The 22,327-nt window shown below is 67.1% G+C and carries 14 protein-coding genes; 5 read left to right on the plus strand and 9 right to left on the minus strand.

What is annotated here, in order from left to right:
• The 9 genes from KA383_15875 to KA383_15915 form a co-directional block, all read right to left on the minus strand.
• The coding region (locus KA383_15875; protein MBP7747595.1) for a S8 family serine peptidase at positions 1–2,900 on the minus strand (2,900 nt) is incomplete at its 3' end.
• 267 nt (positions 2,901–3,167) lie between these two features.
• On the minus strand, positions 3,168–5,186 hold the full coding sequence (locus tag KA383_15880; GenBank protein MBP7747596.1) for a M6 family metalloprotease domain-containing protein: 2,019 nt from the start codon (positions 5,184–5,186) through the stop codon (positions 3,168–3,170).
• A gap of 208 nt (positions 5,187–5,394) precedes the next feature.
• Positions 5,395–6,252, minus strand: coding sequence for a hypothetical protein (locus KA383_15885; GenBank protein ID MBP7747597.1), 858 nt, complete (start codon positions 6,250–6,252; stop codon positions 5,395–5,397).
• Positions 6,253–6,345: 93 nt separating this feature from the next.
• Positions 6,346–8,184 carry a hypothetical protein gene (locus KA383_15890; GenBank protein MBP7747598.1) on the minus strand — a complete coding sequence of 613 codons (1,839 nt, stop codon included), beginning with the start codon at positions 8,182–8,184 and terminating at the stop codon, positions 6,346–6,348.
• Positions 8,181–9,059: a hypothetical protein gene (locus KA383_15895; GenBank protein MBP7747599.1), complete on the minus strand. Its 879-nt coding sequence runs from the start codon at positions 9,057–9,059 to the stop codon at positions 8,181–8,183. Before KA383_15895 ends, KA383_15890 begins: the two co-directional genes overlap by 4 nt.
• Before the next feature lie 281 nt (positions 9,060–9,340).
• Positions 9,341–10,600 carry a lactonase family protein gene (locus tag KA383_15900; protein MBP7747600.1) on the minus strand — a complete coding sequence of 420 codons (1,260 nt, stop codon included), beginning with the start codon at positions 10,598–10,600 and terminating at the stop codon, positions 9,341–9,343.
• A 43-nt stretch (positions 10,601–10,643) separates the two neighbouring features.
• Positions 10,644–11,993 carry a beta-propeller fold lactonase family protein gene (locus tag KA383_15905; GenBank protein ID MBP7747601.1) on the minus strand — a complete coding sequence of 450 codons (1,350 nt, stop codon included), beginning with the start codon at positions 11,991–11,993 and terminating at the stop codon, positions 10,644–10,646.
• Between the two features lie 152 nt (positions 11,994–12,145).
• Positions 12,146–13,753, minus strand: coding sequence for a hypothetical protein (locus KA383_15910; protein MBP7747602.1), 1,608 nt, complete (start codon positions 13,751–13,753; stop codon positions 12,146–12,148).
• 138 nt (positions 13,754–13,891) lie between these two features.
• Positions 13,892–14,944, minus strand: coding sequence for a glycosyltransferase (locus KA383_15915; protein ID MBP7747603.1), 1,053 nt, complete (start codon positions 14,942–14,944; stop codon positions 13,892–13,894).
• Positions 14,945–15,072: 128 nt separating this feature from the next.
• Here KA383_15915 and purE point away from each other — a divergent pair, with 128 nt between their 5' ends.
• The 5 genes from purE (at position 15,073) to KA383_15940 (ending at position 22,262) form a co-directional block, all read left to right on the plus strand.
• Positions 15,073–15,561 carry a 5-(carboxyamino)imidazole ribonucleotide mutase gene (purE, locus tag KA383_15920; protein MBP7747604.1) on the plus strand — a complete coding sequence of 163 codons (489 nt, stop codon included), beginning with the start codon at positions 15,073–15,075 and terminating at the stop codon, positions 15,559–15,561.
• 90 nt (positions 15,562–15,651) lie between these two features.
• On the plus strand, positions 15,652–18,231 hold the full coding sequence (locus KA383_15925) for a ComEC/Rec2 family competence protein (GenBank protein MBP7747605.1): 2,580 nt from the start codon (positions 15,652–15,654) through the stop codon (positions 18,229–18,231).
• 121 nt (positions 18,232–18,352) lie between these two features.
• Complete coding sequence (locus KA383_15930; GenBank protein ID MBP7747606.1) at positions 18,353–18,775, plus strand: LysM peptidoglycan-binding domain-containing protein; 423 nt, start codon at positions 18,353–18,355, stop codon at positions 18,773–18,775.
• Between the two features lie 27 nt (positions 18,776–18,802).
• Positions 18,803–21,043 carry an ATP-dependent DNA helicase RecG gene (locus KA383_15935; protein ID MBP7747607.1) on the plus strand — a complete coding sequence of 747 codons (2,241 nt, stop codon included), beginning with the start codon at positions 18,803–18,805 and terminating at the stop codon, positions 21,041–21,043.
• Between the two features lie 163 nt (positions 21,044–21,206).
• Positions 21,207–22,262: a class I fructose-bisphosphate aldolase gene (locus KA383_15940; GenBank protein MBP7747608.1), complete on the plus strand. Its 1,056-nt coding sequence runs from the start codon at positions 21,207–21,209 to the stop codon at positions 22,260–22,262.
• The last annotated feature ends 65 nt before the right edge of the window (positions 22,263–22,327 follow it).

Raw genomic sequence — 22,327 nt, forward strand, 5'->3', positions numbered from 1 at the left:
TTGGGGGTGAAGACCAGGCTCTGGTAGTCGAGGTCGTTGTCGCCGCTGAAGAGCTGGGTGAAGAAGTCGGGCACCTCCGGCGTGGTGAAGCTGTAGCAGGTCGGATCGATCGTGAGATTGCCGGCCTGATCCAGCGCCTCGACCTTGAAGTAGTACGTTGTGCCATCGGTCAAGCCGGTCAGGCTGATCACGGGCGCCAGTTCATACATCGCCGCGCTCACACTGTTGTTCAGGGCGCTGCAGCTCAGACCGTAGCGCACCGTGGCGCGCACCGGCTCGTCGGCTTCCAGGGTGACCTTCGCGGAGCGTGGCTGCAAGTCGAGCGACTGCACACTGAAGATGACTGGCGGCACGCAATCGACGTCGGCCGTATCGGTCACCACGACGTTCGTGCCGCCCAGACCGTCGTCCGCGTCGACATAGGTCACCGTGATCGTGTCGCCGTGGGCCAAGAGCAGCGCCCCGGCGCCCGCGGTCGGGCTGCCCTCGATCGTGCCAACGAACGAGGCCGTGCCAACGCCGGTCTCGGTGAGCAACACGCTCTCGCCCGCCGGCTCAGACGTGGATTGCACGGCGACGGTGACGGTCTCGATGACGTCGCTGTCGGTGTTCAGGTCGCAGTCCAGGACGTGCACCTCAATCGTGCTGGTGCAGGCATAGAGTCCGCGATTGAGCCGGACCGAACCGGCTGACGAGCAGGGGCTCACGCCGGTGACCACGAGCGCGAAATCGGCGTCAAGCGCGGGCGTCTCCACGTGGCTGTCCTGGTTGATCTCCTCCGCAATCACGCGGACGACCCAGAGCCCGCCAACGGGGTTCTGCACAAAGACGTTTTCCACGGTATCGACGTGGTTGGCCGCGCCGCCGGCGGTTGAGTAGTTGCCGACCAGCAGCCCATTGTTACCCCAGTAGATCGTGCCGCCCGGGGCGACGACCTGCAGGGTCAGGTCGTTGATGCGCGCCTGCGACGAGGACGGCACGCCGGCCGGATCGGCGTAGACCAGCGTGGCCCGGAACTCGGCCTCGCCCGGTTCGACGTTCAGGGCGTACTCCATCGTCTGCAGGTTGGTGAGCAACTGTGTTTCGTTGATGACGAAGGTCTTCGCGCGCTGATCGTACATCCGCTGCAGGTTCGGGAAGCCCCAGCCCTGGTGCGTGCGCGTCAGGTCGTGGCTGGTCCCGCTGAACGGGTACGACCGGGCGTTGTTGATCATCATCGCCTTCGCCGTCGTCATGTGGCAGCGGTTGTCGAACACCGTGCCTTCCGGATCGACCGCGTTGTTGAACAGGCCGCTTGCCCACATCTGGAAGAACAGGCCGACGTGGCCGGCGATGATCGGGGTGGCGCCGCTGGTCCCACCGAAGCTGGTGGTGTAGGCGGTCGAGCTGCCGCTGGTCGTCGTGAGAATGTCGTCATAGAAAGCGCACAGATCCGGCTTGATGCGGCCGTCGGCAGCTGGCCCGATGCTGGCGTCGCCGCACCAGCAGTCATTGGTCCAGTTCTGGTCGTCGTAGTGATTCACGCCGCCGCCGGAGATGATGTTCTTCGCCCAGGCCTCGGGGCGCGACGACTGTGTGCCGAGGTTGGACTGCGACTGGCAGTGCACGACGTCGAAGTCGAACAGCATGTCGTCTGTGTCGGCGGAGATCGTGGTGTAAGTCGTGACCTGGCTGCTGCCAACGCTCGACGTCTCGAAGACGCAGAAGTACGGGGCCTGCACCTGTGCGCTGGTGTGATTGTAGCGCGAGGTGCCGGTCATGCCGACGTAGTTGTAGTCACCGACAATGCCCTGGCCGGCCGGGAGCAGGCCGCGCGCGAGCGCGTTGCCCGTGCCGTCGCCAAACACGATCCCGGACGTGGAGGCGCCGTGCGAGTCCGAGCCGGTCTGGCCGTGCTGAATCAGCGGCCGCGACTGGAAATCGACGTGACCGAGATTGAAGCCCGCGTCGAACACCTCGCCGCGCACGCCGAGGCCGTTGAAGCCGGCCAGAGTCTCGATGTAGTTCGCCCCACCGAGCGCCCGCGCGTTATTCATGTCCTTCTCGAGCGGGCTCCACCGGTCAATAAACAGCACTTCGTCCCAGCGGGCGACCTCACACACCTGGTCCGGCGTCAGCGTCGCGACGAGCAGGCGCTTGCCGAAATCGGAGCAGTCCACGTAGCCGCCCAGGGCGCGGATGCGCTCCGCCACGGCGAGTTTCTGCGCGGCGCCGCCCTCGAACACCTGGATGTTGCAGCGCAGCACACCGCCGTCTTTCTCGGTCGCCGGGCGCTCGAACAGCGTCTCGTCCAACCGATAGGCCGGGTGATAGGCGCCGACCCAGCGCACGTACGGCAGGGCCGCAACCGCGTCGCGCACTGCCGGGCTCATCTGCACGATATGGGCATGGTTCGCCATGAACTGGCGGACCGTGCCGCCCAGGGCCTCGATCTGCGCGCGGAACTCGGCCAGCGGCTGGGTCACGAACTGCACGAGGTACAGGTTGCTGTCCGCCTCGGCGGCCAAGCCGCCGCGCGGCGCCGGCACGCCCCACGCCGGATCGAACTCGCCGTGGCGCAGCTTCAGCACGTAGGACGTTTCCGTCACGCGCTCGACGCGCTGGCCGTCCAGGCTGATCGCGTAGCAGGGCACCGTGCCGCGGGTCGACACTTCATCCCACAGCACGAGCAGCGCCGCGCTGCCCGGCACGGGAATCACGCGGGCATTGCGCGCTTCGCCGGCGGCGGTGTGAAACGGCGGCTGACCGGCCAGGGCCAGCAGCGTTCTGTGCGCAGCCCGCTGGATCTCCAGCGCCGCCCCCGGGGCCTCATCCGGTGCGCCCGCGAGGCTGACGGGCGCCGCCAGAAACCAGCTCATCAGCAACCCGACACCCAAGCCACGCCGAAAAATCGCTCGCATGTCCCGTCTCCTGGAATTCTTCGATGTCATACGCCTTTCGAGAACCCGCCGCGCTACGGCGGACCGGGTCCCACTCATGCAGGAGGTGATGCCCAGTGCGGCAAGCCAGCCCAGCGCACGATGCAGTCATCTGGCGACGACGAACATCCGGCGCCAGGCACCACTGCTTCCACGATAGCAAGCCGCCCGTCGCGAATCAACGCGATGTGCGGGGGGGCGGCGCTGGCCGGCGGGTCCCGGTGCCGCGCGGCCGACCGTCACCGGGGCTCAACGGCCCCCGCTGAGCAGCAGGACGAAGGCGTTGATGTCCGCGAAGTTCGCGGCCCCGTCGCCGTTGACGTCCCCGTTCAGCCGGATGCAGTCCGGGAACGCGTCCAGGTAGCCGTCCGGGTTGCTCATCAGCAGCACAAACGGGTTGATGTCGCCGAAACTGACCAGCCCGTCGCAGTTGACGTCGCCCGCGTGCCATTCGCAGGGATCCGGGACGAGGTTGCCGTTGTCATCCGGATACCAGCCGTAGAGAATCTCGCATTCGTCGGGGGTGCCGTTCGCGTTGCAGTCGCCGCTGGTGCCGGCCGCCACGTCGCACTCGTCGGGCACGCCGTTCTCGTTGCAGTCCACGCTCCAGCCTTCGTAGATGTCGCATTCGTCCAGCCGCCCATCGGCGTTGCAGTCGCTGCACCACGCGCTGCCGTCGCAGTTGGCGATGTCCTGGTAGTCGGCCACGCCGTTCGCATTGCAGTCCGGGTCGTCCAGGAAGTCGAAGTACATCGTCGCCGCCGATTCGCTGATCGACGAGATGTACAGCCCCGACGACTCCCCGCTCCACCAGTTGGTGTTCGGGTTCGTGTCGGGCGTGCACTGCGTGTACGTCGGCGCCGCCCACAGGTCGGTGCTGTCGCCGTAGTTGCGGTAGCGCTCAAGGTCCCACGCGCCGTCCGCCTGTACCAGTGTGACCTTGTAGTGCAGCGTCGGCGTCTGCTGCTGGTTATTGTTGCTGCCCTGCGTATCGACGTGCCAGATAGCCAGACCGGCGTCGGGCAGACCGGCGTCGCGGCCCAGGCGCTGCCGGTTCTCGATCAGGTAGTACTCGTTGCTCAGCGTCGGGTGCGGGTACTTATAAATCGTGCTGCTGCCGTACTCGGCCGGCAAACCCGTCACCGGCGTGCTTAGCAGCACCGTGTCCGTCCAGCCCGCGATCATCTTCATGTACGCGCAGGGCTCACACGGGTTCGTATCGGTCGTGCCGTAGCACATCAGGCAGAACTGGCCGACGCCCGACGAGTCGTAGTCGTAGTCGTACAGGTCCGGCCAGCCCATCAGCATGTGCCCGTTCTCGTGGCAGAACGTCGCCAACCGCAAGGCGCTTTGCATGTCGGTCATCTGGTAGCGCTGGGTGCAGACGCCATCGGCGCAGTAGCTCAGCCAGCCCGCGTGCGGCCAGAGGCCCTTGGCCCAGGCGCTGTTGCTGTAGCCGGCGTAGAAGCAGTTCAGCGCGTCCACGACGCCGTTGCCGTCGGCGTCGTAGGCGCTGAAGTCGAAGCCGGAGTTCTCCAGCGCGTTGAGCGCCTCGACGATCAGCTCGCGCGCCCGCTGGCCGTACTGGACGTTGGGGTCGTTGTAATACGTCTTGGGATGGAGCGCGCGGTAATACGCCGCCGGCACGAAGTTCGTGTATGTCAGCAGCCCGTTGGACACATCGTAGAAATAGTCGCGGACCGAGCCGTTGTTGCCGTTCAGGTTGTAGCCAACCTGGTTGCAAAAGTTGTTGACCGTCGCGGGCGGGATCGTGCCCACGTCATCCGAGAAGTCAATAATCAGGCAAATCCCCTGCACGCTGCCGGTCGTTGGGCCGCGCATGTCCGCCCGCTGCGCCGGGGGCGCCCATGGCCCCTCGGCCTGCAGGCGCTCGAAGGCCTCGCGCGCCGCCCGGGCCTGCGCTGCGACCGCCTCCGCCGTGATACGGACGTGCGGCACCAGCCCCAGCGCCGCCGGCGAGACCGTCCCCACGACTACGCCGGTCGAAACGAGCGAACTGGCGTCGTCCGCGAGGATGGCGTAGCAGATGTACTGGGTGTCCGGATCGCGCACGAGCGTGTAGCCGTCCAGCGACTCGACGACGGTGTAGAACTCATCGCCCCAGATGCGCACCTGGAGCGTGGTGCCGTCCGGTTGGCGCAGCGGCAAAACCTTCCCCAGCACGACATCGGCGCGGGCCGCCGGGGCGAACGCCGCCAGCACCACCAGGCTCAGCAGAGTCGAACGGACCACACGGGCAAACAACATCAGACAGCCTCCTCGGCAGGCGCATAGAGCAACCTGGGCGGGCGGGGCGAAACTGTCGCCCGCCGGGGCATCGACTTGGCCACCGCCCACGTCGCCGACCTGATCAATAGTAGCACCCTGGCCACGGGACCCCCAAGCTCCCCGCAGTCAAAACCCTCCCGGCGTTCCGATAACGCGAATCGGCCCCGGTCCGGCGTCCCGAGCTCCATCACGACGGCCCGCTGGTCAGCAGTGTCACGAACGGGTTGATATCGCCAAAACCGAAATCCCCGTCGCCGTCAATATCACGGTTCGCGAGCGGGCAGTCCGGGTACAGCTCGGCGTAGAGCGGCGGATTGCTCAGCGCCAACACGAACGGATTGATGTCGCCAAAACCCACCACACCGTCGCAGTTCAGATCGCCCACGAGCACGGGCACCGGCACGTACACCTGCCCCTGGACCGTGCCGTAGACATGCAGCGTAGCCAACGTGGGGTTGTTCGGGTCGAGCGGCGACGTCATGTCCAGTTGCGTCATCAGCGTCACGACGCGGTCTTGGCTGGTCACCTGCCCGTCGAACTGGTCCATGGTTTGCGTGCCGCCGTTGGCCAGGTCCAGCGTGGCGCTGCACGGAAGACCCGCGCCCTGCAACGCGATGCACGGGATCCCCGCGGCAGAGTAGGTCACCGTGCCCGTGGAATCCGCCGGCACATTGGCGAACGCGAAACCGCCCGCCACTACCGCCACCGGGCCCAGCGGCGTTTCCGGATGCGCGTAGTGCACCGCCAGGCCGGACGAGTCGGCGGTAAAGCTGCCGAGGAAGCCCCAACTGAGGTACCAGTGCATGCTTTCATCGAGTTGCAGGTCAAAGTCGTGCAGCGTGATCTGCGTGGGGCTCGCGATGGCGTCGAGGTCAATCCGCACCGTGCCGCTCACCGGCGACGAATCGGTGGTGCACGATCCCGAGATGCAGAGCTCGAAATTCAGTACCGACTGGCTCGGATTCACCGGCACGTCGAACGGCGCCGCCCAGGCCGTGGTCAGGAACAGGGCACCGCTCATCACAAGGGCAGTTGATCGAAACATGGTTTGCGCTCCTCTCCGATCTTTGGTTCCGCACCACACCGGGCATGGGCCGCCGATGGGCACCCATATTCTAACACAATTCCGACAGACGCCTCAGGGCGTGCCGCTCAGCAGCGTCACGAACGGGTTGATGTCGCCAAAGCCGACGCTCCCGTCCCCGTTGATATCCGCCAGATTCCGGTCACAGCCAGGGAACTGCTGCGTATACGCGACCTCGTTCGCCAGGGCCAGCACGAACGCGTTGATATCGGCGAAGTCCACCGCCCCGCTGCAATCCAGGTCACCGACGAGCCCGGTGACGCGCAGCCGCCAGGTCACAATTCCGTTGCCAATCGCGTTCGTCGCGCGGATGCTGACCGTGTACGGCGTCGCCGCGTAGCGCGGGCGCGTCCAACTGACCACGCCGGTGGAATGATCAACCTGCATCCCGTCCGGCCCGGCGTCCAGCGACCAGTTCAGGATCGGATTCATGCAGGGTGCATCGACGAGCTGCGGCGTTGGTCCGGTATAGGGCAGCGTGTGCGGCGTCAGTTGGTCCGCGATTGGCTGGATGCGCGGTACGCCCTGATCGACGCCCAGGAACAGGAATTTCGTGGTTGTGCCCGAGCTGTTCGTGGCCCGGACGATGAGCGTGTAGAGAAAGGCGGAGCGAACCGGGTTCAGCCACGAGATCACGCCCGTATTCGGATTGATCATCATCCCCGGCTCCGGGTTGTCCAGGCTCCAGGTGATGGGGGCCATATTGAGCGGGTGCGTGACGGTCGGCGTCGGGCCGGTGAATGGCTCGCCGCAGCGCGCGATGACTTGCCCAAGCTCGTTCATGACGGGCGCCAGCCGGGCAATCGTGAGCGGGCTGCAATAGCAGTGCGTGTTGTTGTCCTCGTATTCCTCGGCCACCTCGTCCAGGTCGTCGAAGATCGAGCCCACGTAGTACGTGCCCGCGGCGATGTCCGCCGGCATGTCCGCGTCCACGTCAACTTCGAACCCGTCGCCATACGCCAGGTCCCAGCGCAGATCGCCAAGGGACGTGTCGCCGGTGTCGATCACCGCGTCGGTCGAGAGGTAGAAACCTTGCCGGACGTTGAACACGTTGGCGTTGCCGTAGTTCTCGATCACCGAGCGCAGCGTCAGCACCTGCCCGGGGTAGATGCTGGTCGGCGTGAACGTCGCGGGCATGGCCTTGCCGACGATCGCGCTGCTGGCGAAGCCCGGGTTCGCCAGGTCGACTACCGTCTGGCTCTGTCCCGAATGCGGATACAGAAAGCGTGTGCCGTTGCGGTCGTCGGCGTGGACTTCAACAATCCCCTGGTCGCCGATCGAGCCGCCCGCCGGGTAGCGCGGGTTCATCGTGCCGATGAACCACGCCGTGCCCGCCGGCTCCGTTCCGATGGGATCGTGTCCCAGGCCCAGTGCGTGCCCCAGTTCATGCGTCGCCACGAGGTAGAAGGAGTAGCCGTACAACGTCGGATTGGCGACGGCTTCGCAGCTCGGGTTGGTGTCGAGCGACCAGCCGGCGCCCGCCGGGTAGTCGGAAAACACCATGTCCATGTCGTACCACTCGGCGCCGTAGTTGACCATGTAGGTCACGGCAAGCACGCCCGGATCGAGTTCGTTCGCATCGACCGCCGTCGTGTCGCAGTAGCCGTCATAGGGGTCAATCACGGGATCGAAACTGAGGTTCTGGTAGTAGTAGTGGAAATCCCCCGACGGCACCAGTACCCACAGCCCCATCGCCGCACGATACAGCACATCCGTGTCGCTACCCGGCGGAAACGTCGAGGCGGACAGGTACCTGAGACTCAAGTTGTTCGCCCAGGTGACGACGTAGCCGTTGAGCTGGAAAAAGGAGAAGCCGCGCGCTACCGGATCGGGCGCGATCAACAGGCCCGCGAGAACCAACGGCAGAGCCAGCCAACATCGGCGCGTGCTCATGGGTCGGCCCTCCCGGAACCAGGCGGACCGCCGGCGTCCATCCGCAGCTCGCCGGGCTGGCGCGTGGACTGCCGGGCGGACACCGCCTGCCGCGCTTGTTCCACGCGTCCTGTCCCACCGCTCGACGCCGCGCGCTGCTCGGCCAATCGCAGTGGCACGGACCGCTGCTGCACGAGGGCGGGCTTTCCCGCCGGCCCGGCCAGTGCATGCGGGCGGCTCTGCGTCAATACCGGTCGCAACAGCGCCAGAAATTCGTCGTAGGCCAGCGGCTGGGCCGGCGGTTGCGCCGCGGGTACCCGCACCCGCAACTTCTCCAACCCTGCCAGCCGCGCCGCTGCATCCGACTGCGCCCCCGGGGCCAACTGCATGAACCCATCCGCGTCGAACCCCGCGACCGGCTGGCCGACGGCGTCGTACACGCGGGCGACCCCATCCGGGCTGGTCTGCACGCGGAACGCTCCCTGTGCCAGCCCGACGACGGGGTACGTCTTGTACTCTGGCAGCAGGAACAACACCCACTTGTCGCCGACCGCAAACACCGGCGTGTCCGCCAGGCGCAGCGTCAATTCACCCACCGTGCCGCCCGGCACGAGCAGCACGAACGTATCCCCGGAATCCGCCAGCTTCCCCTTCAAGTACTCGACGTGCTCAAACACGACCTCGGTCTGAATGCGCCGCGGACCGTCGGCCCAGTGCGGTCGCACGGACGCGACCTCGCCGACGATGACCTGGCCGGCATGGTCGGCCAGCGTCGCCAGCGACATGGGGATGACGCTCGACGCGCTGGCCGGCGCGACCAGCATCAGCACCGCCAGCACGCCGGCCACCCGGGTCGTGCCGTGGCCCGGCCGCGGCGGCAAGATAGACACCAACATGAGAGGTCGTCCTCCATGATACGTGTACAGGGACCAGCCGGGCGCGCCACCGCGCCAGCAGGCGCATCGGCGCGCCGCCCCCACGGTTTCAGCTTCAATTCTAACAGGCGCGAGCCGCCGGCCGGCGCGAAACAGGGGCGGTGCCGGCCCGCCGCCAGACCCGTGCCATTATGGGGCGTCGTGGCCGCCCACCCGCACCATGCGGCCAACCGCCGCGGCCGTCGGATAACCGCAGAGCCCACGCGGATACCGCCGAAGCAGCCGGCACTTGGGCGACCAGCCTACCGGCTTGAGCAGAGGCAAACGCAAACGGGAGAGACGAGCTTCCAGGACCGGGCTGCGGAGGAGAGCCGCCCGCTCGCCGGATCGACCCGCAGCAGCACGATCTCGTTCGAGTTCTGGTTCGCCGCCAACAGCCACTTCCCTGTCGGGTCCAGCGCGAAGCTGCGCGGCGTTTTGCCGCCGCTCGGGACCCACTCGACCGGCGTCAGCGTCCCGTCGTCCGGATGGATGCTCAACACCGCGATGCTGTCATCACCGCGGTTGGAGGCGTACAGGTACTTGCCCCGGGCGTCCACCCGGATCTCCGCGGCGAAGCTCTTGCCGCTGAAGTCCTTGGGAAGCACCGAGATCGTCTGGCGCTCCTGCAGCGCGGCCGCGTCCGCTGCGTACGCGAAGACCGCGATTGTGGACGCCATTTCATTGAGCAGGTACACGAACTTCCCTGATGGCGCGCAGGCGACATGGCGCGGCCCGGCACCCGGGCTGGCGCTGGCGTACGCCGGCTGGTTGGGCGTCAGGCTGCCGGTGCGGTCGTCAAACCGGAACACGAGTAGCTTGTCGAGCCCGAGGTCGGCCACGAGCGCGACGCGGTTATCCGTCGTCACCTGGATGGCATGCGCGTGCGGCCCCGCCTGGCGCCGCGGGTCCACGCTGGAGCCAGCGTTCTGCACGAACGCGGAGTGCGGGCCGAGCCGACCGTCTTCGCCGATCGGAAACACGGCGCAACTGCCGCCACCGTAGTTCGCCACCAGCAGATAGCGGGCCGAGCGGTCCAGTGACAGGTGTGCCGGACCGCGACCGAGCGAAGCGACTTGCTGCAACAACTGCAATTGGCCGCTCGGTCGTTGAATGGCGAACACGCTCACCGCGCCGCTGGGCTCGCCCTGGAACGTGTTCACCTCGTTCACCGCGTACAGGAACCTCCCCTGTGGATCAACGGCGAGGAACGACGGGTTCTCAGTCGCGGCCACGAGCGCGAGCGGACCTGATTCACCGCTGGCCGGGTCGAATCCGCAGGCGTAAATACCCTCGCTGCCCTTGCCCGTGTAGGTCCCGACAAACACCAGGCACTCGAAGTCGCGGGCTGTCGCGGCCGCGGCCGGCAGCACAACCAGCAGCCGCCCCAGCAGCCCCACAACTCGTCGCCAACTCAGCCCCCCCGTAAATCGACCCAGCTCACACATGCGGATGCTCTCCAGCCACCACGCCGCCGCCAGCTCCCGCGCACGGGGGCGACTCGTCGCGCGCAGGGCATCCACCCGACCCATTCCCAACGCCAGCGCTGCGGCAAGACCGGCCGGCTCAGGCCGACGCGCCCCCGCTCAACAGCAGCACAAACGGATTGATGTCGCGGAAGTCCACGACGCCGTCCCCGTTGATGTCGCCATTGATCGTCGGGCAGCCCGGGAATGTCGCGTGCCAGGCGTCCGGGTTGGTCAGCAGCAGCACGAACGGGTTGATGTCCCGGAAGTCCACCTGGCCGTCGCAGTTCACGTCCCCGCGCATGATCAGCGGCTCCCACACGGCGATCGACCGCGGCGCGATGCCGCCCGTGTCTGCGATCGGGCCATTCTGCGTGAACGAGCCGTTGGCATTCAGCCGGAACGAATAGACGCCCATGATGCCGTCGATGGCTGTCGAGTTGTCCGTGACGAAGAACAGGTCATCCAGGGTCTGCACGTCGCCCAGCGTCCCCTGCAAACCGACATCAAAAAAGTGGCCCGTATAGGTGAGATTCCCCGTGGCCGCATTGATCGCCGCTGAGCGCACCGTCGCGTCCGTGCCGTGGCCGACGAGCAGGTACGCGTCATCCGTGCTAAACGCCACGTTCGACGGCGAGCTGCCGAACTCCGGGAACGGCCAGCCCGCCATCGGCGTCAGAGTGCCGTCGAAGGCGATATTGTAGCCCAGCACCACGTGGGTGATCCCGCCCGCGGCGTAGAGCTTGGTCCCGTCATGCGACACGCCCAGCTCGAGCGCGTAGTACGAGCCGGTCGAGTCGATATCAACCTGGGTTAGCGTGCCGTCGGGCGCGATGGTGAACGTGCGGATCGTGCGCGCGGAGCCGGAGTCGTTCACGTACAGGAACTTGTGGCTCGGGTCGAGCGCCAGGTACGTGCTGAAGGTGCCCACCGGGGCCGTATCGAGCTCCGTCAACGTCAGCGTCTCCGGGTCGAACTGCAGGACGACCACCTGTTGCGGCGAGGCATCCGTGCGCGTGGTGACCAGCATGTCGTTCGTAATCCAGGCCACGTCCATCGGCGTGCCGACCACACTGAACGCCGCGATCTGCGTGATGCTCGCGTCCGCACCGACCTCGAAGAACGTGAGCTGCTCGTACGGATCATTGGTCGACGCATGTCCGGTGACCAGGTACAGCCCGTTGGGCGAAATGGAAATCTTGTAGGGATTACAGCCGGGGCAGGGCTCGTTCAGGTTCGGGCGCACGCCCGTGATGACCCGGTTCACGAATGACAGCGTATCGTCTGCGCGCACCGTGAACGCCGATACGCTGCCTTCCAGGTTGCCGTTGTTCGTCACGAAAATGGCGCGCTCGGCCGACTGTCCATGCGCGGCCGGGGGCCGGCCCAGGGTGCCCACGGCGACGACCAGGCCGGAAACAAGCAGTGTCTGCAGCAGTGTACTTTTCATGGCGTGCTCCTTCCCAAGTCGACTCGGCCAATCGATACGAGATGTCCGCCCGCGTGGCGGTAGCCTGCTTAGTCTAGCACGAACGGCGGGCCGGTTGAAGAGGCGCGGCCGGTGCCGGTGACGCTGCGAGGCGGCGGTCCGGCCGGCGCAGCCTACGTGCCGCTCAGCAGCATCACAAACGGATTGATATCGCCGAAGCCGACGAGGCCGTCGCCGTTGATGTCGCCGTTCTCAAACGGGCAGCCCGGATACGTCTCCTGCCACAGCACCGGGTTCGACAGCAGCAGCACGAACGGATTGATGTCGCCGAAGCTGACCAGCCCGTCGCAGTTCACGTCGCCGGTGAGCAGCACGATCTGCGGCAGCTCGGCCGCATCGAGCCAGGTGCCCAGCGGCCAGCCCGGCAGGCCGTCTTCGTCCGCCAGGAAATCCGCGATCATGACGACGCCCCACATGCCCGGCAGTTGCGGATACTCGAACGTCATCGACTCGCCCGGCAACAGCCGCAGGGGGGACACGTCGATCATCATCGCGGTCTGCTCCAGCGGCATGCCGATCAGCAGCTCATCCAGCATGATCGGCGCCGGCGTGAAGTTGAACCGCCGAACCACCCAGACCGCCTGCTCAGAGTTGTTGGTCACGCGATTCTGCACGTTGCCGGTGGCCAGTTGCCGCCAGGTCGTGCCGCTGACCGGTATCGTGGCAATCACCGTGTTGTTCTGCGTCCACTCGAACTTGAACGAGAGCGGCGTGAGGCCGCCGGCGAGCTTGAACCCGAAGTGCGCCTTGCCGCCAGGGTTCACCTGCCCGGGCCCGGGGCCCCACTTGATCACTGCGTTGTCGCCGTCCTGCGTCACGACGCCCGGCGAGAACGGGTTCAACACGCCGTTGTACAAGTCCGAAATGCTGCCGATGACCACGCCGCCCAGCGTGACCTTGAAGTCGTTCGCGATCAGTCCCGAGCGGTTCCAGACGTCGAAGTTGCTGAGCGAACCCTGGATAGTGGGGTAGCGCCAGACGTCATCCTTCAGAATATCGATATCAAGCTGGCTCGGCACGCGGCGCACGCCCTTCGGAAAGGCCGGGTTCATCAGGTCGCCCGGGTGCGCGCCCGGGTCCGTATGTGTGCCGGCCGAGGAGGGCGTCAAGGTGGCACGTGGCGTCCCGCCCGGCCCGCCGCCGGTGTACGTGCGCGGACCGGTGGGGTTGTTGGGATCGCTGGTCACGTTGCGGGCGAAGCGCGAGTTCAGCACCGTGAAGCCCAGGGCATGCGCGAGCTCGTGATTGACGATGCTGTACAAATCGTACTTGTCGGCCGGCACGTTGGGGTCAAGGCCTTCGTACCACGGAATCGCGGCGTTGCTGTTGATCGTGATCCGCGCCCCCGTGGGCCGACCGTCGGAGTTGCTGGCGAAATTGTCCGTCCGGCCCAGCGTCGCCCGGTCCTCACCCAGTGCCAGGCCCGGCTGCGTGAGCGCCGGCTCGACCCCGGGCTCCGGCGGGCGGAAGCTCGAGCCGAGGTCGGCGTTGCGGAAGCTGACCGTGACGACGTGCTCCGGCGACTGGTGCGGCAGTCGGGATTCCCACAAGGCTATCTTGGCCTCGATAACCGCTTTCTGCGCGTCGGTGACATTCGCGTCGTACGTTGGCTGAATGTCGACGCCCAGGAGCGCCGGGGTCAGACCGATGGCAAGTCCGACGGACAACACGCGCGCCACCCAGCGCGTGCCGCGCCCCAGATGTTTCGAACGGAACGACATGGCGATACCTCCTTCTCCGCCGGTCTTCGCCGGCCCGGTCCGACCACCGTGCCCAAGGATGTGCCGGCCGCGTGTCGGACACGCACTCATTGGCAGTGCCGCAAACGCCATGGGGCCCACCCAGCGGACCGGATGACTCTACGGCTTCAGCGCTTCTTCCAGGGACGGCGTGCGCAGGCTTTCGGCGGGCAGACTGCGGGGTTCCCATTCCCCGCCCGCCGGTCCGAAGTTCACGCGCCGCCCCTCCTCCCAGTAACGGCCGGCGTTGTGTTCGAACGCCGCCCGCATCGCCAGTTCGGCGACCAACCCCAGCATGATCGCGAAACAGCCCAGCAAGAAGAACATCACGCCGACGAGGGGCGCCTTGCCCCAGAACGCCGCCCAGGCGTCCTGCGAGTAGATCGCCTGCACCATCGCGAAGGCAAAGCACAGCAGCGTCGCCAGCCACGACCACTGCGTGATTCTGCCGAAGAAGTGCATCGGCTTCGTGCGGTATTTCTGCAGCATGCGCACCAGGATCAGATCGACCGCGACCTTGAAGATGCGCCCGTAGCCGTACTTGCTCTGCCCGGCCTGGCGCGGGTTGTGCTGGACGACGACTTCCTGGATGCGCGCCCCGTGCATCGACGTGTACACCGGAATGAAGCGGTGCATCTCGCCATAGAGGCGCGCGTCGCGGATCACGCTGGCGCGGTAGGCCTTCAGCGTGCACCCATAGTCGTGCAGCCGCACGCCCGTGATGTGCCCGATCAGCCAGTTCGCCGCGTGCGAGACCTGCGTGCGCAGCCAACTGTCCTTGCGGTCCTTGCGCCAACCGCTGACCACGTCGTAGTTGCCGCGCTCCAGCTCGTCGCACAGCCGCTCGATCTCTTCCGGCGGGTTCTGCCCGTCGCCGTCGAGCGGGACGATGATCGGCGCGCGCGACGCCCAGAAACCGGCCATCAGCGCCGCGGTCTGCCCGTAGTTGCGCGCGAAATGAATCACGCGCAGGCGCGCGTCGCGCGCGGCCACCTGGTCCAGCAACTCCCCCGTCCGGTCGCGACTGCCATCGTTGACGGCGATCAGCTCGAACCGCCGGCGCTGGCGGCTCAGCACGTCAAGAAAGTGCGGAAAGACGGTGGGGATGCTGGCCTCCTCCTGGAAGACCGGCACCACCACGGAAACCTCCGGACGCTCGGCCGAAATCGCCATGCGCTGGTTGTCACCTCGCCGCGGTGCACAGCCACGCGCGGTACAGTGCCGCACCGGCTTGTCGCACCGGAATCCGGGTATAGTATAGTGGCTCTAGGCGACGAATGCACTGCTTTCTCGAGGCGCGCATGACGAATCCGATCGACGTAGCCGTGCTGATGGGCAGCGAAAGCGACTGGACCGTGATGCAGGCGGCGGTCGCCACCCTCCAGGAGTACGGCGTCTCGCACGAAGCCCGCGTATTATCTGCCCATCGCACCCCAGCCGAAACCGCCGAGTACGTCCGCGGCGCCGACGCTGCCGGCACGAGAGTTTTCATCGCCGCCGCGGGGATGGCCGCGCATCTGGCCGGGGCCGTGGCCGCCCAGACCACCCGCCCGGTGCTGGGCGTGCCGCTGGCCGCCTCCGAGCTGCAGGGTCTCGACGCGCTGCTCGCCACCGTGCAGATGCCACCGGGCATGCCGGTCGGCACGCTCGCAATCGGCAAGGCCGGCGCCGTCAACGCCGCCCTGCTCGCCATCAGCATTCTCGCCAACGAGCGCCCGGAGCTGCGTACGAAGCTGCAGGCCGCCCGCCAGAAACGCGCCGCGCAGATCCTGGCAACCAAGCTCCCGTAGCCGCACTGCAACCCAGCACGCCCGGTCGCATTTTCGCCCATCCGTGCTACAGTTCCGCACATGGTGTTGCCGGGGAGCAGTCCAAAACCAGTGCAGCGTGCGCTCGACCGCGAGGATGTCGCCCACCGCGTCCCCGCGCCCCTGCTCTGGCCGACGCTCGCGCTGCTGTCCGGTGTCGGGCTGTCCGACGCCGTCGACCCGCTCCCCGCCGCGCTCCACACCGGCATATGGCTCGCACCGGCGACGCTCCTCGTTCTCCTGCTCATGCTGCGCCAGCGCCTCCGGCCAACCGCCGTGGCGGCAGGCGCCGCGCTCATTGCCCTGCTGGTCGGCTTCGCCCGACACCAGGGGCTCAGCACACTTCCGCCGCACCACATCGCCAATGCGCTGACCGACGAGCCCCAACTTTCACGCCTCGCCGGGCGCATCGTCACCACTCCCCTCGAGCGGCCGGCGCTGCGGCTCAACCCATTCCTGTCGTTCGACCCGTCGCCGCGCACGCAGTTCATCATCTCCGTCGACGAGCTGCGCAGCACCGACCCGCCGGTGGCAACCACGGGCCACCTGCGCGTGAGCATCGAGGCCGCGTCGCTCGAGCTGCGGCTCGGTCAGCGCGTGCAGCTCACCGGCAAGCTGTTTCGCGCCGCCGGCCCGCGTAACCCCGGCGAACTGGACTGGGCCACATGGTATCGCCGGCAGAATCTCGCCGGCGGCTTCTCCGTGGAGAGCGCTGCGCACGTTGCCGTGCTGCCCGACCCGCCCGGCCGCTGGCACCGCCTGGTCACCGCCCTGCGCACCACCGCGCAGCGCCTGCTCTTCGAACCCTACGCCGACGGGGAAACCGACGAGTCCACCCGCTTGCTCGATGTCATGGTCCTCGGTCAGCGCAGCCGGGCCGATCAGCAACTCAACGAGGCCTTTCTGCGCGCCGGCGGCCTGCATTTCCTGGCCGTCAGCGGCTTCAACGTCGCCCTGCTGGCCGGCTTCGTCTGGTTGGTTGTCCGGCGCTTCCTCCGCCGCAGCCGACGCGTCACCGCCGTTGTGACGATGATCGTCACGCTGGCATTCGCCGCCGTCACGGAACCCAACGCCCCCATTCTGCGCGCCACGCTCTGTGTGCTGCTGGCGGGGTGCGCGAGCCTGACCGATCGGCCATTCTGCGCCCTGAACTGGCTCGCCCTTTCCGCCGCGTGCATCGTGCTCTTCGATCCGCAGCAACTCTTCAACGCCGGGTTCCAGCTTTCGTTCGTCCAGGTACTGGCCTTGATCACGCTCGTGCCCCGGATTTACCGCGGGATGTTCGCCCGGCGTCCCGAGGATGGACCACCGCCCGAAGCGGCTACGCTGTCGGCGCTTATGCGGCTGTGGGCAGTGCACAGCACGGTCGGGCTCATCATTGTCTGCGTCTGTGCGTATCTGATCGCCCAGCCGCTCGTGCTCTACCACTTTGGCCACTTCGCGCCGTGGGGCTGGCTCGGCACGATCGTGCTGGCCCCGCTCGTCACGATCATCACCGTCCTGAGCATGTTGACGCTCGCGGCGAATGCGCTGCTGCCGCCGCTCGGCGCCGTGCTGGGCGCCCTGCTGTACGGCGTGACACGTTTCCTGCTGTGGAGCGTCGGATTGTTCGAGCAGCTTCCGTACGCGGCCATCGATTGCCTGCGGCCGCCGCTCTGGCTGGTGGGGCTGAGCTACACCGTCCCGGTGCTCTGGATCGCCTGGCCGGGTTTGTCGTCAAGCCTGCGACTGCTGCGTGCGTGGATCGACCGGCCCCAGGTTGTGCCGCGACTGCATGCGCGTATGCATCGACCGCTCGTCCGCCCGCGGTCCCTGGCGACCATCTGCCTTTCCGCCGTGCTCGTCGTATCGTGGCTCGGCTGGATCATCCTGCCCGCCAGCCGCGACACCGGCCACAGCCTGCATGTTCTGTCGGTGGGCAACGGCAGCAGCATGATTCTGACGACCCCCACCGGTGCCGCGGCCGTGTTCGACGTCGGCACCGACGCCAACTCCGACGCGGGCGCGATCGCGGCCCGCGCCCTGGTGGCGCTCGGCGTCCGGCGGGTCAACATCCTCACGGTCTCGCACGGCAACTTCGACCACTACAGCGGCCTGCCCACGTTGCTGCGCCGCGCCACCATCGACCGCTGGGCGACCAGCCCGTACTTCGCCGCGCACATTCCCGGCGACATACCACCGCCGGAGCGACTCCGCGCATGGCAGTCCTTCGCGGTAGGCGACGCTGGCGTGGATGTCCTCTGGCCGCCCGCTGACCTGGATGCCACCTGGGAGGAGAACAACCGCTCGCTGGTGCTGCGTGTGACGGTCGCCGGACGGACGTTCCTTCTCACTGGCGATTGCGAAGACGCCGCCCTCAGCGCATTGCTCGCCGCGGAGCGCGCCGGCCGGCTGAGCCTGCGGGCCGACGTGCTGATCGCCCCACACCACGGGCAGATCATCCCGGGGGCGACCGACGACTTCCTGGCCGCCGTCGCGCCCCAGACCGTGATCGTCTCCGCGCGCACGCCCCGCCCCAAGCTCACGGCCCTCGCGCAAGAGTTGCTCGGCCCCGGCGTGCGGGTGCTCATGACCGGTCCGTCCGGGGCCATTGCGGCTCGCGTCACGGCCGGCGGCGAGTTGCACGTGGAGACGGCATTCGCCCGGCCGTGAGCCCGCGGATGCACGCCGGTCCAACCGGTCGTTGTTTGCGCCCCCGCTTTACAAACAGCCGGAATTCGGCTTTGATGAGTACCGGCAGATAGCCAGCGACCAATTGCAAGGAGGCACGCAAATGAAGTTCTGGCACGTGGGCATCATCAGTTTCGCATTGTTCGTTACCGCCTGCGCGAAGCAGGAACCGGCGGTGGTGACCGCACACGAAGAGACGCCCGACACGGCCCTGACGGAGATGGACGCACCGCCAGCGGCGACACCCGATCCATACGCGACCGATCCTTATGCGCGCGACACCGCGCCCCGGGCGCAGGACAGTCGCATGACCGAATTCGGCGGCCGCGAGACCAAGCTCATCGCCGCCGGCGGAGAGACCCGGGGCGGGCGCACGCACACGGTCCAGAAGGGCGACACGCTCTACTCGCTCGCGCGGCGGTACTACAACGACCAGAGCAAGTGGAAGCGCATCTGGGAAGCGAATCGCGATCGGGTCCCCAACCGGGACCGGCTCGCGGTCGGCACGCAACTGATCATTCCATAAACTGCACAGCGCGTCTCCGCTGCTGACATGCCGATGCTCCGCAGCGACAGCCCGGTCCAGTACATCAAGGGTATCGGGCCGCGCCGCGCGGAGTGGTTTGCTGCGCTGGGCCTGCACACCGTCGGCGACCTGCTGGAGTATTTCCCGTTTCGCCATGAGCCCGAACAAGGCGAGCTCGCCATCGAGGACCTCGCCCCGGGCATGAATGCCACGATCCGCGGCGAGGTCGTGCAACTTGGCGGCCGCCGCCCCGCCCTGCTCTGTGTGCTCGACGACGGCACCGGCCGGTGCGGGCTGCGGTGGTTCAATCAACGCTACGGCGGCCAGCGCCTGTTCCGCGGCGCGACGGTCATCGCCAGCGGCAAGGTCCAGCTCTACAGCGACCGCCTGGAGATGGTCCAGCCGCGGGTGCAGGTGTTCGAGCCGGACGCCGTCCTCCTGGCTGCCAATACGGAGGCGCGGACGGTCGGCGTCTACCGCGGCAACGATACGCTCAAGTCGCCGCTCATTCGTCGGGCGGTCCTCAACGTGCTCGGGCAGAGCCGGCTGCCCGTGGATGAGACGTTGCCCGCCGCGCTGCTCGCGAAACACCAGTTTCCGGATCGCGAGCGCGCCGTCCGCCAGATGCACTGCCCCGACAATGAGGCCGAGCTGCAGCAAGCCCGGACGCGCCTGGCCTACGAGGAGCTGTTCCTGATGGAGCTGGCGATGGCCCTCCGGCGGCGCAAGCGCCTCGCGCTGCAGAGCGGCCAGCGTCTGCACCATACGCCGGAGATCGAGGCTCGCATCCGCGCGCGGTTTCCGTTCACGCTGACGCCGTCACAGGACCAGGCGATTGCAGAGATTGCGCATGATCTGCAGAGCGGCCGGCCGATGACCCGGCTGCTGCAGGGCGACGTCGGCAGCGGCAAGACGGTCGTCGCACTGCACGCTTGCCTGGTTGCGATCGCGAACGGCAAGCAGGCCGCCCTCATGGCCCCCACCGAGATCCTCGCCCAGCAGCACTACGACAACATCGCGCGGTACCTGAAGGGCAGCCGCGTGCGGCCTGTGCTGCTCCGCGGCCGGCTGGGTAAAGCGCAGCGCGCCGCCGCTCTCGCGGCCATCGAACGCGGCGAACTCGATCTCGTGGTCGGCACGCAGGCACTGATCCAGGAAGACGTCGCGTTCAACCAGCTCGCGCTGGTCGTCGTGGACGAGCAACACAAGTTCGGCGTGCTGCAGCGGCACGAGTTCCGCACGAAGGGCCCGATGCCGCACTATCTCGTGATGACCGCGACGCCGATCCCGCGCACCCTCGCGATGACCGTCTTCGGCGACCTCGATGTCTCGATCATCCGGCAGCCGCCGCCCGGCCGCGGCCGCATCATCACGAAGGTCGTCACGCGCAAGCAATGGGACACGGTGATGGGTTATGTGCGCGGCCGGCTGGAGAAGGGCGAGCAGGCGTATGTGGTGTGTCCGCAGATTGGAGAAGCCACGCAGCCACGCCGCCACGGAGCCACGGAGGGCTGGGACCCCGACGGTGCGGAGTTCGACGTTGCACGCGAGGGGCGGTCTGCCAAGCGCGACCTCATTTCCGTCACCGAGACCTACGAGCGGCTCACCGGTGGGCCTTGGCGCGGATTAAACATTGGCTTGCTACACGGGGCCCTGCCGTCCGCGGAGAAGCAGGCCATCGTCGCCAACTTCGTCGCCGGCCGGCTACATGCCGTCGTCTCAACGACTGTGGTCGAAGTCGGCGTCGACGTCGCCAACGCGACGATCATGGTGGTCGAGCACGCCGACCGCTACGGCCTGTCGCAATTGCACCAGCTCCGCGGGCGCGTCGGCCGGGGGAGCCAGGACAGCCTGTGTGTCCTGATTGCCCGAGGGCCAGACATCAGAACCCGGAGCGGAAGCGGCGGGCCGGCGGAAGGCACGCAGGCACGCAGACACGCAGGCACGGAGGGGTGGGCGGGCGGACCATTGTCCAAGGCGGCCGAGCGACTCGAGGTCATGGCACGCACGACCGACGGCTTCGAGATCGCCGAGGCCGACCTGCGGCAGCGCGGCCCCGGGCAGCTATTTGGCACGCGGCAGCACGGCCTGCCCGAGCTGCACGTCGCGAACATCGTCGAGGATTTCGCCCTTTTGGAGCAGGCCCGCCAGGACGCCTTCGAACTCATCGGGCAGGACCCCACGCTCGAAAACCCGGACCATCAACTCCTGCTGCCGGCCCTAAAACGCATGTTCGGCCAGAAGCTCGCCCTGATCGACGCCGCGTAGCCGAACCCACTCCCGAACGTGATGGCACGGCGTCCAATTGCGGGTAGAATACGCGCCCCCCGGACGCTCGCGTGGCGGCGACGGGGATGCTATGGAATGCGACCGGGTCGCGCGCGGCTCGCTGGCGACCTACGCACCGCACAAAGAGTTAGGAGAATACGTCATGGCGGACAATGTGCTGCAGTACCTGGGGGACCATGCCAAGTCGCTGCTAAGCCACAAGTGCACGACGATCCCGCGCGAGAACCTGCACCTGCCCGGCCCGGACTACCTGGACCGCGTCTTCCTGAGCACCGACCGCAACAACCGCGTCATCAACCGGCTGGCGTGGCTGTTCAAGCACGGCCGCCTGTCGGGCTCCGGCTACCTGTCGATCCTCCCGGTCGACCAGGGCATCGAACACAGCGCCGGCGCGTCGTTCGGCCCCAACCCGGCGTATTTCGACCCCGAGAACATCGTCAAGCTGGGCATCGAGGGCGGCTGCAACGCCGTCGCGAGCACCTTCGGCGTCCTGGCGATGGTCTCGCGCAAGTACGCCCACAAGATCCCGTTCATCGTCAAGATCAACCACAACGACCTGCTCGTCTACCCGACGCGCTATGACCAGCGCATGTTCGGCCTCGTGCAGCAGGCCTGGGACATGGGCGCCGTCGGAGTCGGCGCGACCGTCTATTTCGGCTCCGAGGAATCCTCGCGCCAGATCGAAGAGGTCGCCGACGCCTTCCAGCAGGCCCACGAGCTCGGCATGTTCACCGTGCTCTGGTGCTACCTGCGCAACGACGCGTTCAAGAAGGACGGCGTCGACTACAGCACCGCCGCCGATCTCACCAGCCAGGCCAACCACCTCGGCGTGACGATCGAGTCCGACATCATCAAGCAGAAGCTCGCGACCAACAACGGCGGGTTCAACGCCGTCAAGTTCAGCAAGACCCACAAGGCGGTCTACGAGAAGCTGAGCAGCGACAACCCGATCGACCTGTGCCGCTACCAGGTCGCCGGCTGCTACATGGGCCGGGTCGGCCTGATCAACTCCGGCGGCGAGAGCAAGGGCGAGAGCGACCTGCAGGACGCGGTCATCACGGCGGTGGTCAACAAGCGCGCCGGCGGCATGGGCCTGATCTCCGGCCGCAAGGCGTTCCAGCGCCCGATGCCCGAGGGTGTCAAGCTCCTGAACGCGATCCAGGACGTTTACCTGTCGAAGGAAATCACGATCGCGTGAGCGCACAGCGCAGCCCCCGCCCTTTCAAGGATGGCCGGGGGAGGGTGGTGGCGACCATTGATCGC

This window comes from Phycisphaerae bacterium (assembly GCA_017999985.1).
Lineage (GTDB): Bacteria > Planctomycetota > Phycisphaerae > UBA1845 > Fen-1342 > JAGNKU01.